Source organism: Nocardia sp. NPDC058244 (assembly GCF_042882065.1).
Classification (GTDB): Bacteria; Actinomycetota; Actinomycetes; order Mycobacteriales; family Mycobacteriaceae; genus Nocardia.
Genome location: NZ_JBHVWX010000005.1, coordinates 366516 through 380567, shown reverse-complemented (window position 1 = coordinate 380567; position 14052 = coordinate 366516). Strand labels below are relative to the sequence as shown.

Here is a 14052-nt window from a genome sequence, read left to right as displayed (position 1 = left end):
CGTGTCGGTGCCGTCCGGCCTATCCGTCGACCACCGTGATCTTGGCCTGATCGGGATCGACCTGCGGGTCGGACGGATTCGCGTCGGACTTCACCGTGATGCGCGACTTGTCGATGCCGTCGGCCTCGAGCTCGGCCGCGATATTGTCACCGCGGGCCTCGGCCAGGGTCTTGGCCGTGGCCACATTCGAATCCTGGGCGTAGGTGGTGACCTCGATCTTGGTGTCGTTGCCCTGCAGGGCAGCCGCGACCGCTTTGAGGGTGACGGTGTCGGTCGTGCCGAGGTCCGAACTGCCCGGGTCGAAGGAGATCGGGGCGGCGACCAGGATTTTGTTGATCGCGTCCTGCACCGTCTGCTGCACGTTGTCGCGCACGGAGCTGACCGCCGAGGACGCCGTGGCGACGATGCTGCTCTGCAGGGTGTTGGCCGGCGGTGTCGAGGCGGTCGTCGTGGACGCGGTGTCGTCGGAGTTGCACGCGGCGGTCATCAGCACGACCGCCGCGATCGACGCTATCCCGTAGACACTGCTCGTGAGTTTCACTGGCATCTCCTGGTCTGTGAAGGTCGGACAGCGGGTCGTACACAGCTCGGTCGGTCCCATGTCGTCGAGATCGTCGTCGCTCTCGCGCCCGCTGCGTCGACCGACAGCACCGAGCCCAGAACTGGAGTCGATCCCATAGGCGAATCGTGCGCCGCCCGCCGTCCGCGCGCCTCACCCGAATCGGGTGAACCCAGCGGACGCGGTCTCAGTGCCTGCCGGCGAAGTCGATGACGCCGCGGATATTGCGGCCCGCGTGCATGTCCTCGTACGCCTCGTCGACCTGCTCGAGCTGATAGACGGTGGTGACCATCTCGTCGAGCCGCAGCGCACCGCGCCGGTACAGCTCGAGCAGCATCGGCACCTCGTTCCGCGGCCCCGCCATCCCGTACAGCGCGCCCTGGATGCGCTTCTCGCTCATGGTCAGGTCGAGTACCGGCACCGACATCTCCGTCAGCGTGTGCGGCGCCGCGCTGGTCACCACGAGGGTGCCCCGCTTGCCCAGCGCGTCGTAGGACTGCTTCAGCTGCTCCTGGGTGGGGACACCGATGCAGACCACGACCGAGTCCGCGCCCTGGCCGTTGGTGGCGGCGCGCGCCAGCTCCCCGGCCTCCTCGATCGTCTCGACCGCGTCGGTGGCGCCGAGGGTGAGCGACAAGTCGCGCTTCATCGGCACCGGATCCACCGCGATCACCCGGCCCGCGCCCCGGAAGGCCGCGCCCTGGACGGCGCTCATCCCGATTCCGCCGGTTCCGGCCACGACCACCACATCGCCCACATCGATACCGGCGGCGCGGGTCGACGACCCCCACCCGGTCGGCACCGCGCAGCCGACGATGGCGGCGGTCCGGAACGGGATGTCGTCGGGGATCACGACCACGCACTCCTGCGGGACGGTCGTCCACTCCGAGAACGTGGACAGACACGCGTTCTGCGCGACGCCGCGCCCGTCCGCGTGCATGCGGAAGGTGCCGTCGGGGCGCGTGCCGACGGTGATGAGATGGCCTGCGTCGCACAGGTTCTGGTGCCCGTTCACGCACATCCGGCAGTGTCCACAGGCGGCGATGAACGAGGTCACCACGTGATCACCGGGCCGTACCCGGGTCACGCCAGGCCCGACGGCCTCCACAATGCCCGCACCTTCGTGACCGCCGCACGCCGGGTAGGAGTGGAATCGCATGTCGCCCTTGGCGAAATGGTCGTCGGAATGGCACAGACCCGAGGCCATCACCTTGACCAGCACCTCGCCCTCGCCGGGCTCGTCCAGATCCACTGTCCGCACGTCCCAGGCGCCGGGGGCCTCCCACAGAATCGCGGCAGTCGTCTTCATGTCGTGCTTCCTCACTGTTGCTCATGGAGATGTGACAGGGCGGCTCGTCCCCGTACGGCTCGACGTTGCGGGAACGTCAGTGCTGGTGGACGATGACGCCGCGCAGGTTGCGGCCGGCCTTCATGTCCTCGAAGCCCTGGTTGATGTCCTCGAGCGGGTAGCGGGTGGTGACGAGTTCGTCGAGTTTCAAGCTGCCCTGCTGGTACATCGCCAGCTGGGCGGGAATGTCGGCGGTCGGCGCGCAGGCGCCGAACAGCGAGCCCTGCAACCGCTTCTGGAACAGGATGAGCTGGTGCAGGTCGATATCGCCGTCCTTGACGAAGGAGTCGCCCAGGCCGACGGCGACGCAGGTGCCCGCCTTGCGGACCGCTTGCAGCGCCTGACCGATGTGCTTGCCCGTGGTCACGCCGACAGTGACGATCGCCGAGTCCGCGCCCTGCCCGTTCGTCATCGAGCGGGCGAGTTCTTCGGCTTCCTCGATGGTGGAAACCGCGTGCGTGGCACCAAGTTTCAGGGCCGAGTCGCGCTTGAACGCGACGGGATCGACGGCGATCACCGCGCCGGCGCCCGCGTGCGCGGCACCCTGGACCGCGTTGATGCCGATCCCGCCGATCCCCATCACGATCGTGACGTCGCCGGGCCGCACCTGGGCGGAGTTGACGGCCGCGCCCCAGCCGGTACCGACACCGCAGCCGGCGAGGACCGCGACATCGAGGGGGATCGAGGGATCGATGCGGATGGCGGAGGACACCGAGACGGTGACGTACTCGCAGAACGTGCCCAGCCCGGCGAGCTGCCCGACCGGCGCGCCGTCGAGCGAGAGCCGGAACGAGGTGGGGTCGTCGAAGCGGGCGCCGGTGGCCAGGAACGCGCCGAGATCGCAGAGGTTCTGCAGACCCTTCGCGCACCAGCGGCAGCGGCCGCAGACCGGCAGGAACGAGAACACCACGTGGTCGCCCTCGGCGAAGCCGGTCGTGCCGGGCCCGACCGCTTCCACGATGCCCGCGCCCTCGTGGCCGCCCGTGAGGGGCAGAATTCCGGGGGTCTGGTCACCCGTGGCGAAATGATCGTCGGAATGGCACAGCCCGCTGGCCACCATCCTGACCCGGATTTCACCGGTCCGCGGATCGTCGAGTTCCATTTCGACAATTTCGTAGGTTCCCGGTGATTCGCGCAGCACTGCGCCCCGTGTCAACATCGATTACTCCCTCGGAAACGTGCCGGATCGTTGGCGTGACCCGGTGTGACGCCTGACACTGCGATGCTCGCACCGGAATCCGCCGAGGTCAATTTCCGATTCGTGAAGCGCGTATTCGAAATACTTCACTTGGTGGGTGACATTTCGGCCGATAGTCTCCGAATTGTCTGTGAAAGGGATCACATTGCGCACGGCGTGGTGTGCTCGTTGAAATTCGAGGAGAATTCATGGCCATCGATACCGTTCGCCGGGTCTGGGCGCTCGATGCCCCACGACTCACCGTCGACTGCGGCATCCTGATGCTCGGTACCGGCGGGGAGAGCGACACGATCCCGTCGCCCGCCTTCCTGATCGAGCACGACGAAGGGCTGATGCTGTTCGACACCAGCCTGGCGGGCGCCGGTGATCCGGCCGCCGCCTACGGCGACATGGCGGCCGCGTTCCAGATCGAGTTCCCCGAGTCCTACCGGTTGGACCGCCAGATCGAAGCCCTCGGCTACAAGACCACCGACGTCCGTCGGATCGTGCTCTCGCACATGCACTTCGACCACACCGGCGGGCTTGATCTGTTCCCGCACGCGCAGGGCTTCATCGGGGCGGGCGAACTGCGCTACGCGCGGACTCCGCGCACCCTGGACGCACCGTTCTTCCGCGCCGAGGACATCGAAGCCGCGGGCAGGATCAGCTGGAACGAGGTCCCGGCGGGCTATGACCACGACATGTTCGGCGACGGCAGCGTCGTCCTGCTGTCGCTGCCCGGCCACACCCCCGGCACCCTCGGGCTGAAGTTGCGCCTGCCGGACGAGAGCACCCTCGTGCTCACCAGCGACGCCGCCCACCAGCGGGCCAGCGTGGACCTCACCATCGGCATGCCCTTCGACGTCGACAGCCTGCACAAGCACAGCGCGCTGCAGAAGCTCAAACTGCTCGGCACCCAGCCTGGCACCACCGTCTGGATCAGTCACGACACGCAGGACTGGGAGAGTTTGCGGGCGGGCGGCGCCGAGATCACCAGCGCGGCTGAACTAGCGGCCGCGGGCTAGGCCGGGGAGCGGTCGGGATCGGTGGCACCGGTCCCGACTGGGAACGAACGTTCCTATGCACTGTTCCGCCCTTCTTCGGCCGTCGACGCGGTCATAGATTCGTGTCGTAGCCAAGAGATAGCCGACGAATGGGAGAGCAGGTCATGGCAGACAACATCACCACTGTGCGGGTCAGGGGCTGGGCCTGGGATATCGCGACCGACATCTACTTCCCGCCGGGGTTCGACGAGTCGAAGGTGTATCCCACCATCGTCTCCGGCCATCCGACCGGCAGTTGCAAGGCGCAGACGTCGGGCAATATCTACGGCAAGGCGCTGGCCGAAGCTGGTTTCGTGGTGGCGGCGTTCGACGCGAGCTTCCAGGGTGACAGCGGTGGCGATCCGCGCTCGGTCGAGGATCCCGGCTTCCGGACCAGCGACTTCAGCTTCGTGATCGATCACCTGGTCACCCTGCCGTATGTGGACGCGGACAAGATCGGTGTGCTCGCGATCTGCGGTGGCGCGGGGTACGCGGTGGCGGCCACCAAGATCGACCGCCGGATCAAGGCGCTGGGCACTGTCGTCGGCAGCAATGTCGGCCGGTTGATGCGAGAAGGCTTCTCGGAGTACAACGCGCTGGGCATGCTCGAGGCCATCGCCGCGCAACGCACCGCGGAGGCGCGCGGACAGGCGCAGGTGATCAATGATCTGCTGCCGCCGTCGGTCGAGGCGGCGAAACAGGCCGGTGTCACCGACATCGACATCGTCGAGGCCACCGAGTACTACAAGACCGATCGTGGCCAGACCCCCGGCGGCAAGACCAGCTTCAACTTCGCTCGTCAGGCCGCGCTGGCCGACTGGGACGCCTACGACCGCGTGGAGGTGTTCCTGACCCAGCCGCTGTGCGTCGTCATCGGCGACAAGGTGGGTGCCTTCGCCTCGCAGCGGCTGAGCATGGAGCTCTACGGTCGCGCCGCGTCGAAGGACAAGCAGCTCGTCGTGGTCGAGGGTGCCTCGCACTACGACCTGTACGACCAGCCGGGCCCGACCGGGGAAGCGCTGGCGAGCCTGGTGCCGTTCTACCGCAAGCACCTGGTCTGATCGTCATCCGTGCCAACGGCGGTACGCGGCGGCGGCGCCGGGATGCAGGGGAATGGTCCCGGTGCCGATGAGGAAGCGGCCGTCGAGGAACTGGGCGCCGGCGGCCTCGGCGGGGACGAGCGCGTCAGCGTGGTGGACCAGCAGGTCGACGATGGCGGCGGCGGTGTCGTCGGGCAGGTCCGCGGTGGCGAGCAGGAGGTTGGCGACGCCGATCGTGTGCACCGCGGGGCTGCCCGGGTAGGCGTCGGCCGGGATGGCGACGCGGTCGTAGACCGGGCCGTACTGCTCCCGCAGGGGAGCGGCCAGGCCACCGAGGTCGAGCAGTCGCATCGGGTCGGGGACGGTGAGCGCGGCGGTCGGCACGCCACCGGCCCACAACAGGGCGTCGATGGCGCCGTCAGTCAGCGCCTGGGCGGCCTCGCGCAGGGGACGGTGCTCGACCGCGACATCGGCGGGGTCGACACCGGCCGTGCGCAGCAGGCGCTCACCGGTGACCGCGGCGCCCGAACCCTCCGCGCCGAGGTTGACCCGGCGCCCGCGCAGGTCGGTGACCTGGGTGATCGGGCCGTCGGCGCGGACAGCCAATTGCAAGTAGTTCTCGTAGACCCGGCCCAGCGCCAGCACGCGGCCACCGAAGTCGCTCGCCGAGTCGGCCAGTGCGAGCGCGGTGTCGACCTCGCCGTCGGCGACCATGCGCAGATTCTGTTGGGAGCCGGCGGTTTCCACCGGTTCGATGCGGAGGTCGTCGGTGTTTCTGGCGGCGGCGGTGGCCAGCAGCCGGGCGAAGGCGAAGTAGAAGCCGCCGTCTTCGCCGGAGGCGAGCCGGATCGTCGCGGGGTCGTTCGTGGCGCAGCCGACCACGCCCGCCGACGCCAGCGCGGCCAGTGCCAGCAGCCGGCGACGGCTGATCGGCCTGCCGTTCATCGCGCCGCCGCCGGGACGCGGATCGCGACGGCGAGACCGTGTGGGTGTACCGCCTCGATCGTCAAGGTGCCGCCCCGGGCCTTGGTCAGCGCGTTGGCGATCGACAGTCCCAGACCGGTGCCACCGGCGGCCGCGGTCGAACCGCGGAAGAACCGGGCGGTGAGCCGGTCGAGTTCGTCGGGCGGGACGCCGGTTCCGTCGTCGGCGACGCGCACCGTCACCCAGTCCGGTCCGGCCGAGACGCCGACGGCCGTGTGCGCGCCGGATCCGGCGTATCGGCACGAATTGCTCAGGGCCACATCGAGAATCTGGGCGAGGGCGGCCGCGCTGATGGCGGCCGTCGGGCGCTCGTTGCGGTCGCCCGGCACGGGGGAGTGGCCGGTGGGTGTCGCCGTCAGCCGGATGCCCGCGTCGTCGAACGCCGAGGCCCACGCGTCGACGCGGTCGGCCGCGACCTGCGCCGGATCGCAGTGCTCCTCGGCGGAGGCCGCGGTCCCGAAGGACGCGGGCGCTTCGGCGACGGCCAGCTGGAGCAGGTCGTCCAGGAGCGCGGTCAGCCGTTCCACCTCGGTGGTGGCGGCACGGAAGGTCGCCGACGCGGTGGCGGGGACGGCGGCTTCGAGCGAGTCGAGCCGAATCGTCAAAGCGGCGAGCGGGTTCCGCATGGCATGGGCGGTGTCGGCGACGAGCTGATGTTGCGCGTCGGCGGAATCGCCGACGGCGGTGGCCATCGCGTCGACGGACTCGGCGAGGGCACGGACCTCGGGTGGGCCGCCGTATCGCCGGGTGATCGGGGCCCGCCCGCGCGGCTTCGGCAGCGTCGCGGTGAGTTCGGCGACCGCGTCGGACATGGCGGCCAGGGGGCGTAGCACCCAGCGGCTCAGCACGAGCGCCAACAGGACGAACACCACCATCGCGCCCAGCGCGCCGACCGCGATCAACGCCCACAGCCGGGCGATCGCCGAGCGGGCCGCCGCGGTCGACGCCTCGATCACGACGGCGCCGTTGACCTGCACCCCGGTGCCCACGGGACGCGCGATGAGCATCACCGGCCCGCTCCACGGCGTCAGCCGATCGACCTGCTGCGGGCGCTGGTTGCGCCGCGCGGCGGCCACCGCGGCCCGGATCCGCGGGTCGTCCACCGCGACCCCGGCATTGACGATCGGCGCCCCGCGCGCGTCCACGACCAGCACGTTCTCCCCGTAGAGCTCGTGGTAGCGGGTCACCTCGTCGGCGAGTGCCCGAACCCCGCCCGCCGACCCGGCCGCGTCGGCCAGGGTGGCGAAACGGTCGGCGTCGCCGGACCGGCCAAGCACCAACTGCTGGGTTCGGCTGGTGGCCGCGGTCAGCGACAGCGGCACCGCGAACGCCAGCACGGCGAGCGCGGCGAACACGGTGAGCGCGATCAGCAGCCGACGTCGCATGCGTATCCTCGGCGGGTCATTCGCCCCACCGGTAGCCGTAGCCGCGGATGGTGGTGATCAGGCCGGGCCGGTTCAGTTTCGCGCGCAGCCCGGTCATGTGGACATCGAGCGAGCGCGAGACCGCGACGAAGGCGTCGCCCCAGATACGGTCCATCAGCTGCTGCCTGCTCACGGCGGCGCCGGGCCGTTCCACCAGCGCCTCGACGAGCTCGAATTCCTTCTGGGTGAGCGAGATCGGGGTCCCGGCCACCTCGACCACCCGGGCGCGCAGGTCCACCCGGACATCCCCGGTGACCACCTCGGTCCTGGCGTGCTGGGCCACGGCCGCCGCCCGGCGCAGCACCGTCTCCAGCCGCGCCATCAGCTCGGCGATGCGGGGTGGTTTCACCACGTAGTCGTCGGCGCCGCCGCGCAGGCCGCGCACGATGGAACGTTCGTCGCTGCGGGCGGTCAGGATCAGCACCGGGATCGCGCTGACCTCGCGCAGTTGCCGCAGTATCTGCAGCCCGTCGGCGTCCGGCAGGCCGAGGTCGAGCAGGACCGCGTCGTAGCCGCGGTGGGCGATGAGCAGATCGGCACCCCGGCGCAGGCGCTCGGCCCGGTAGCCGCGCGCGGTGAGCGCCTCGACCAGGGCGTCACCCACTCCGTCGTCGTCCTCGACCACCGCAAGCCGCACGCGCCGATCCTCCCACAGGGGCAGGACCGGCGCGGTTGCCGGACGGTCAGCCACGCACGGTGGCCATCGCCCGCTCCGGCTCGACCGGCGCGGTCTCGACGGCGGCTTCGGCGTCGATGGTCGACTCGGCCGACGTCTCGCGCATGAAGTAGTAGGTGAGCAGCGAGATCGCCACACACCCGGCCACGTAGAAGAAGTACAGCGACTCGAGCCCGGCCTTCTTCAGCGCCAGGGCGATCATCTCGGCGGTGCCGCCGAACACCGCGACGGTCAGCGCGTACGGCAGGCCGACGCCGAGCGCGCGGATCTTGGTGGGGAACAGTTCGGCCTTCACGATCGAGTTGATCGAGGTGTAGCCGGTGACGATCACCAGCGCGGTCATCATCAGGCCGAAGGCCGCGAACGGGTTGGCGGTGTGGGCGAGAGCCGACATGATCGGCACCGTCAGCAGCGTGCCCGCCACCCCGAAGAAGATCAGCAACTTGCGGCGGCCGATCCGGTCCGAGAGTCCGCCCGCGATCGGCTGCAGCACCACGAAGAACAGCAGCGCGACGAAGTTGATCCAGGCCACGGTGTCCTTGGAGATGCCCGAGGTGTTGATCATGAACTTCTGCATGTAGGTCGTGTAGGTGTAGAACGCGACGGTGCCGCCCATGGTCAGGCCCACCACCAGCAGGCATTCCCTGGGGTACTGCAGCAGCACCCGCAGCGACCCGCGCGAGCTGCCCGCGGCCGCCGGGGTCTCCGCCGAGCCGGCGACGGCCTTGAACGAGTCGGATTCGTCCATGCCGCGACGCAGCAGCATCACCACGATCGCGCCGCCCGCACCGATCAGGAACGGAATGCGCCAGCCCCAGCTGTGCATCTGCTCGGAGGTGAGTACCTGCTGCAGGATGATCTGCACGCCGAGGGCGGTGAGCTGGCCCGCGACCAGGGTCACGTACTGGAAGCTGGAGTAGAAGCCGCGCCGGCCCGGCGACGCCACCTCCGACAGATAGGTGGCGCTGGTGGCGTACTCGCCGCCGACCGAGAGACCCTGGAGCAGCCGCGCCATGAGCAACAGGATGGGGGCCGCGATGCCGATGGTGCCGAATCCCGGTGTCACCGCGATCATCAGCGAGCCCGCGGCCATCACCGTCACCGACAGCGTCAGCGCCGAGCGGCGGCCGAACCGGTCGGCGTAGCGCCCGAGCGCCCAGCCGCCGATCGGGCGCATGATGAACCCGACCGCGAAAACCGCTGCGGTGGAGAGCAATTGCGCGGTGGGGTCGCCGTCGGGGAAGAACGCCTTCGCGAAGTAGACGCTGAACGCGGCGTAGACGTACCAGTCGTACCATTCGACGAGGTTGCCGATCGAGCCACGCAGCACGTTCGCCACGACTCGCCGTTCACCTCCGGCCCGTGTTGTCACTGTGCACCCTCCTCCATCGGCGCGGCCTTGCGCCGTCGGAGACCACTGTGTCGCCAGTCACAGACCGAACGGAAGCCGCGCGGGAGGTTCCTAACACTCCCTTAGGGTGATCCCAGTTCCGGCGGGTGTGCCGGGAACGGGCTACGCGTTGTCGTTGCGCAGGGACCGGATCATGCTCCGCAGGATCCGCAAGGCGTCCGACCGCTCGGTCTCGGTCAGGTCGGTCAGCATCCTGAGCTCGACGGACCGGACCGCGACGGTCGCCTGCTCGAGGCTGCGTCGGCCACTCGGCGTGAGCCGCGTCGGCAGCGCCTTCCCGACCGGTGCCTGCGCGGGCCTGGTGACGTAGCCGTCCCGTTCCAGGGTGTGGAGCAGCACGTTCATGGTCTGCCTGGTCACGAACGCGCCCCGGGCGAGCGCGGAGTTCGACAGACCCGGTCGCTGTGCCAGCAGCTCGAGGCAGGAGTAGTGCGTCACGTTCATCCCGAGCGGCCGCAGCACCTCCTCCATGGCGACGCGCAGGGCACTCGACGCCTCCTTCAGCAGGTAGCCGAGCGACGTTTCCAGGTCGACACCGTCTTGACTCATGTCAGTATTCTGACATAGATTGATGCGTGTCAGAAAGCTGACACGACCCTAGGAGAATGCGCATGCCCGTCACCGGACCCGATTTCCTCTCGCTCCAAGCACGCGATCTCGCAGCGTCGCAGGCGTTCTACGAGAACTATCTCGGCCTCGTCCGCTCGCAGACCGGACCGCCGCACGCCGTCGTCTTCGAGACGACACCGATCGCCTTCGCGCTGCGTGACATCGTGCCCGGCACCGATCTCGCCTCCGCCGCTCAGCCGGGTATCGGTGCCGCGATCTGGCTCCACGCCACCGACGTCCAGGCCATCCACGACGCGCTCGTCGCCGACGGTCACCCCATCGTTTCCGCGCCGATCGACGGACCGTTCGGCCGGACATTCACCTTCGCCGACCCCGACGGCTACCGGATCACGCTGCACGACCGCGCCTGATCGGGACTTACGGCAGATCCAGCACGCTCACCGGAACCCCGTACGGCAGAAATCGCACCCGACGGCGATCATCGGTGTTGTCGCGATGCGCGCGCAGCGCCTCGAGCTCGTTCGGGAACACCTGATCGACCCTGGCCTGGCCGTCGTCGTCGAGGGTGTACGCCGCCCACACGCCGCTGCCGGTCTCACCGGTCGTCGCGCCCTCGGGCGCCGCGGGGCGTGGCTGCTGAGTGAATTGGCCGAACAAGGATGTCAGGGCGCCGATGCCGCCCTGATCGACGCGACCCAGATAATCGCCCGCTTTTCCGAGCATGTCGCGAATATCGTTTCCGGTGTCACGGAGCGCACGTTCGAAATCCTCCGGGTCGATGTCGAAAGGCCCGAAATTTGCCATGGCAATTCCTCCTCGTGACGACACTGGACGAGCGAACGTCTACGTTCACAGTGTCCTCGGGAAAGGACGGCTCCGCTATATCCCGGGTCTGGTCTCGGCACGCCCTGTGGGGTGCGGGGTGCCGACCGGCGGACCGGGAACGCGGCGGGTGCTGGTCGATGTCGAAGCGGGCGACGCAAGGACGCGGCGACATCGTCGCCATCCCGGCATCACATCGACACGGGCGGCGAATCCCGCAGGGCGGCAGCGACTTCGGCGGCGGCACGCTGGCCGGACTCGATGGCGCCCTCGATGTATCCGGCGTGTTCGCGCGCGGTCTCCGAGCCTGCCCAGTGCAGATGGCCCAGCGGGGTCGTGTCGATGGGCAGATAGCCCTCGTCGGAGCCGATGATCGGCAGGGCCGTGTAGCCGCCACCGGCGTGCGGGTCCCGGTGCCAGGACTTCTCGTGCCAGCCGTGCGGCGCGAGGATCTCCGGGCCGAGGTGGGCGGCCAGCGGGCCGAGGATCGCCGCGCGACGGGCGTCGCTGTCGAGTTCGTCGAGGGCGCGAGCCTCGGGACCCGCGACGAGAACACACAGGTGACCGGGACCGCCAGGCGGTGAGGTGTCGAAGGTCGCCAGGCCCGGTTCGGTGAGCGCCAGCATCTCGGCGTCGGTGCGGTCGCGCCAGAACGGCTGGTCGTAGATCGCGATCGCCTTGTACACCGAGCCCATATAGGTGTTGTCCTGCAGGTGGATTCGGGCTGCGGGCAGAGCCGGCTGGTGTTCGATGCGCGCGGCCGTCGGCGGCGGCACGGTGACGATCACCTTCGCGGCACGGTAGGTGCCGGTGGCCGATCGGATCGTGACACCGTCGTCGTCGCGATGGATCGCGGTGACCGCGCTGTCGAGGATCACCCGGTCGCCGAGCTCGGCCGCGAGCCGTTCGGCCAGCGTCCCGGCCCCGGCGGTGACCAGGCTGTCCTGGGCGCCGCCCGCGGTGGACAGCATGGTCCGGAATCCGCCCTGGAAGCGGATCATGTCGAGAAACGCGTGCATCGAGTACCGGTCGAGGTCGGCGGTGGTGGACACCGAGGTGATCACGGTCAGCAGCCGCCGCGCTCGCCGGTTCGGCACATGGTCCAGCCAGGACCGCAGGCTGCGCGTCCGCCACGAGCGGGGAGCGCCGACCCGGGTGGCGATCTCCCACACCAGCAGGACCGCGTTCGCCACCACTGCCGTCATCCCCGCATTCGAGACGACCGTGTCGCCGTCGATGATCGAGGGCCTGCTGGGCGTCCGCATCGCGAAGACCGGGGCATCGAGGTCGGCGGCCAGCGTCGCCAAGCGGTGGTGCCCGTGGCCGATCCATTGGCCGCCGAGGTCGACCCGCGAGCCGAGCACGGTGGTCTCGGCCAGCACCCGCCCGCCCGGCCGGCCGGCGGACTCGAGGACGAGAACGTCGATGTCGCGGCGGCGCAACTCGCGGGCGGCGATCAGTCCGGCCATGCCGGCGCCGATCACGACGACTGTCGCGGCACGCGGTGCGCCCTCGCTATCGGGCTGGGTGGGGGAGTTCTGGTGGGCCATCGTCTCACTCCAGGGGTGCGTGGTGCCGACCGCACAGCGCCCGCTCCGATGCGGGCCTGCGGGGAATAAGTCGGTCATCCGTACGAATTACGATAGAGCGGAACTGACCGACGACGCAAGGGGTGATCCGGCGGCCACGACGTGGTGGCGCCGGGAGGTCATCGCCGGGTGGTGCTCCGGGCGACCGGCTGCGGATCGGCGAACAGCACCAGCATGTCGACCGCCCGGTTCAGGTCGCGCCGGGCGCGGTCGGGGTCGGGCTTGGACACGTACTGCAGGATCAGCCCGTCGATCTGGGCCAGTGCCAGCCGGCCGAGCGTGTCGAAGCCGACCGCGCAGCGTTCGCCCGCCGCCTCGGCGGCACGTTCGCAGAACTCGGTGACGACCGAGCTGTACCGCTCGTATTGCAGCTGGGCCAGGCTGCCGCCGGCATCGGTGCGCAGCGAGTAGGTCATCAGTTCGTACTGCATGATCTGCAGGCCGATCCGGTCGGTGACCAGGATCTCCCAGAAGCCGGTGACGCCGTGGCGCAGGGCGTGTTCGACGCCCTTGTCGACTTCGAGCTGGGTCCCGAGGGTCCGCGAGATGTCACCGATGACGGTGGTGATGACCGCCTGTAGCAGTTTGTCCTTGGTGGGAAAGACGTAGTGCAGCGTGCCGAGCGGGACCCCTGCCTCGGCGGCGACCGCGCGCAGCGTGGTGGCGGGCACTCCGACCCTGCTGAGCACGGTGACCGCCGCCGCGACGATCTGTTCCTCGCGCTCGGACGCTTTGACGTAGGCCACGGGTCTCTCCTCGCTCCACGGGCGGACGTAGGTCGCCACAACTCTCGCATACGTCACCCGGGTCGACTCGAATAAAGTCGGACAACCGTCCGAGAATCTGGCGGGTGATGCGCACGAGGGCGGAACCCCGTCGTGGCCGTCGGGGTTCCGCCGCGTGGTTCCGGGATCAGCTTCCGGTCGCGCCCTGGGTCGCGTTGCTGAACTGGGTCCGCAGGTCGTTCACCGGTCCGCGCGGGGTGTAGAAGGTCACCGTATTGCTCTTGTTTCCGCTCATGATCGGGCATTCCACCCGCACCGCGTACGAACCCGCCGCGATCGAGGGGCTCACGCCGGCCGTGAATACCGCCGGCGCGGGATTGGCGTCGGGATTGACGACATCGTTGACGAACAGGGAGCAGTTCGCGGCGGGGGATCCGTCCCAGGAAATGTTCCAGCTGTCGTCACCGGCGAGGGTGACCGAAATCGTCGGCGGTGTGGCCGCCGCCGCGGTCCCGGCCCCCATGCTCACTCCGACCGCGAGAAAGGGTGTGACAACGGCGGTGACGACGGCGATCCGTCCAGTGCTTGCGTGCATTTCCACTCCTTCCGGACAATCCGTGGCGGGCGAATTCCGGACCACGGCTACGGCGATGATGTGACGAACACCGCGATGGGTGCATCGAT

15 protein-coding genes are annotated in these 14052 nt (G+C 69.3%); 3 read left to right on the top strand and 12 right to left on the bottom strand.

Annotated elements, in window-relative coordinates:
* Positions 1 to 19: 19 nt before the first annotated feature.
* The 3 genes from ACFVW6_RS18140 to ACFVW6_RS18130 all read right to left on the bottom strand — a co-directional run bounded on the left by ACFVW6_RS18140 (position 20) and on the right by ACFVW6_RS18130 (position 3066).
* Positions 20 to 541 carry an OmpA family protein gene (locus tag ACFVW6_RS18140; RefSeq protein WP_355272677.1) on the bottom strand — a complete coding sequence of 174 codons (522 nt, stop codon included), beginning with the start codon at positions 539 to 541 and terminating at the stop codon, positions 20 to 22.
* A gap of 205 nt (positions 542 to 746) precedes the next feature.
* The gene (locus tag ACFVW6_RS18135) at positions 747 to 1868 is read right to left on the bottom strand and encodes an NDMA-dependent alcohol dehydrogenase (protein WP_378828915.1); all 1122 of its coding nucleotides are present in this window, start codon (positions 1866 to 1868) and stop codon (positions 747 to 749) included.
* Positions 1869 to 1944: 76 nt separating this feature from the next.
* A complete protein-coding gene (locus ACFVW6_RS18130; protein WP_378828912.1) occupies positions 1945 to 3066 on the bottom strand; it encodes an NDMA-dependent alcohol dehydrogenase in 1122 nt (373 codons plus the stop codon).
* A gap of 227 nt (positions 3067 to 3293) precedes the next feature.
* On the opposite strand from ACFVW6_RS18130, the gene ACFVW6_RS18125 reads away from it, so the two are divergent.
* A complete protein-coding gene (locus ACFVW6_RS18125; RefSeq protein WP_378828910.1) occupies positions 3294 to 4109 on the top strand; it encodes an N-acyl homoserine lactonase family protein in 816 nt (271 codons plus the stop codon).
* A 143-nt stretch (positions 4110 to 4252) separates the two neighbouring features.
* Positions 4253 to 5188, top strand: a complete 936-nt coding sequence (locus tag ACFVW6_RS18120) for an alpha/beta hydrolase (protein ID WP_378828908.1) — start codon at positions 4253 to 4255, stop codon at positions 5186 to 5188.
* Between the two features lie 3 nt (positions 5189 to 5191).
* On the opposite strand, the gene ACFVW6_RS18115 is transcribed toward ACFVW6_RS18120, so the two are convergent.
* The 5 genes from ACFVW6_RS18115 to ACFVW6_RS18095 form a co-directional block, all read right to left on the bottom strand.
* Complete coding sequence (locus tag ACFVW6_RS18115) at positions 5192 to 6112, bottom strand: TAXI family TRAP transporter solute-binding subunit (RefSeq protein WP_378828904.1); 921 nt, start codon at positions 6110 to 6112, stop codon at positions 5192 to 5194.
* Positions 6109 to 7536 carry a sensor histidine kinase gene (locus ACFVW6_RS18110; protein ID WP_378828902.1) on the bottom strand — a complete coding sequence of 476 codons (1428 nt, stop codon included), beginning with the start codon at positions 7534 to 7536 and terminating at the stop codon, positions 6109 to 6111. Before ACFVW6_RS18110 ends, ACFVW6_RS18115 begins: the two co-directional genes overlap by 4 nt.
* Positions 7537 to 7552: 16 nt before the next feature.
* Positions 7553 to 8212 carry a response regulator transcription factor gene (locus ACFVW6_RS18105; protein ID WP_378828899.1) on the bottom strand — a complete coding sequence of 220 codons (660 nt, stop codon included), beginning with the start codon at positions 8210 to 8212 and terminating at the stop codon, positions 7553 to 7555.
* A 46-nt stretch (positions 8213 to 8258) separates the two neighbouring features.
* Entirely contained in the window at positions 8259 to 9623 is a 1365-nt protein-coding gene (locus ACFVW6_RS18100; RefSeq protein WP_378828896.1) for an MFS transporter, read from the bottom strand.
* A gap of 141 nt (positions 9624 to 9764) precedes the next feature.
* Entirely contained in the window at positions 9765 to 10211 is a 447-nt protein-coding gene (locus tag ACFVW6_RS18095; protein WP_378828894.1) for a MarR family winged helix-turn-helix transcriptional regulator, read from the bottom strand.
* A gap of 62 nt (positions 10212 to 10273) precedes the next feature.
* Between ACFVW6_RS18095 and ACFVW6_RS18090 the strand changes: the two genes are divergently transcribed.
* Positions 10274 to 10642, top strand: a complete 369-nt coding sequence (locus ACFVW6_RS18090; RefSeq protein ID WP_378828891.1) for a VOC family protein — start codon at positions 10274 to 10276, stop codon at positions 10640 to 10642.
* Between the two features lie 7 nt (positions 10643 to 10649).
* Here the strand turns inward: ACFVW6_RS18090 and ACFVW6_RS18085 are convergent, their stop codons facing one another.
* The 4 genes from ACFVW6_RS18085 to ACFVW6_RS18070 form a co-directional block, all read right to left on the bottom strand.
* Positions 10650 to 11036: a hypothetical protein gene (locus tag ACFVW6_RS18085; RefSeq protein WP_378829420.1), complete on the bottom strand. Its 387-nt coding sequence runs from the start codon at positions 11034 to 11036 to the stop codon at positions 10650 to 10652.
* A 209-nt stretch (positions 11037 to 11245) separates the two neighbouring features.
* Positions 11246 to 12604 carry a flavin monoamine oxidase family protein gene (locus ACFVW6_RS18080; protein WP_378828889.1) on the bottom strand — a complete coding sequence of 453 codons (1359 nt, stop codon included), beginning with the start codon at positions 12602 to 12604 and terminating at the stop codon, positions 11246 to 11248.
* A gap of 158 nt (positions 12605 to 12762) precedes the next feature.
* A complete protein-coding gene (locus tag ACFVW6_RS18075) occupies positions 12763 to 13389 on the bottom strand; it encodes a TetR/AcrR family transcriptional regulator (protein ID WP_357346683.1) in 627 nt (208 codons plus the stop codon).
* Positions 13390 to 13555: 166 nt separating this feature from the next.
* A complete protein-coding gene (locus ACFVW6_RS18070) occupies positions 13556 to 13963 on the bottom strand; it encodes a hypothetical protein (RefSeq protein WP_378828885.1) in 408 nt (135 codons plus the stop codon).
* Positions 13964 to 14052: the final 89 nt, after the last annotated feature.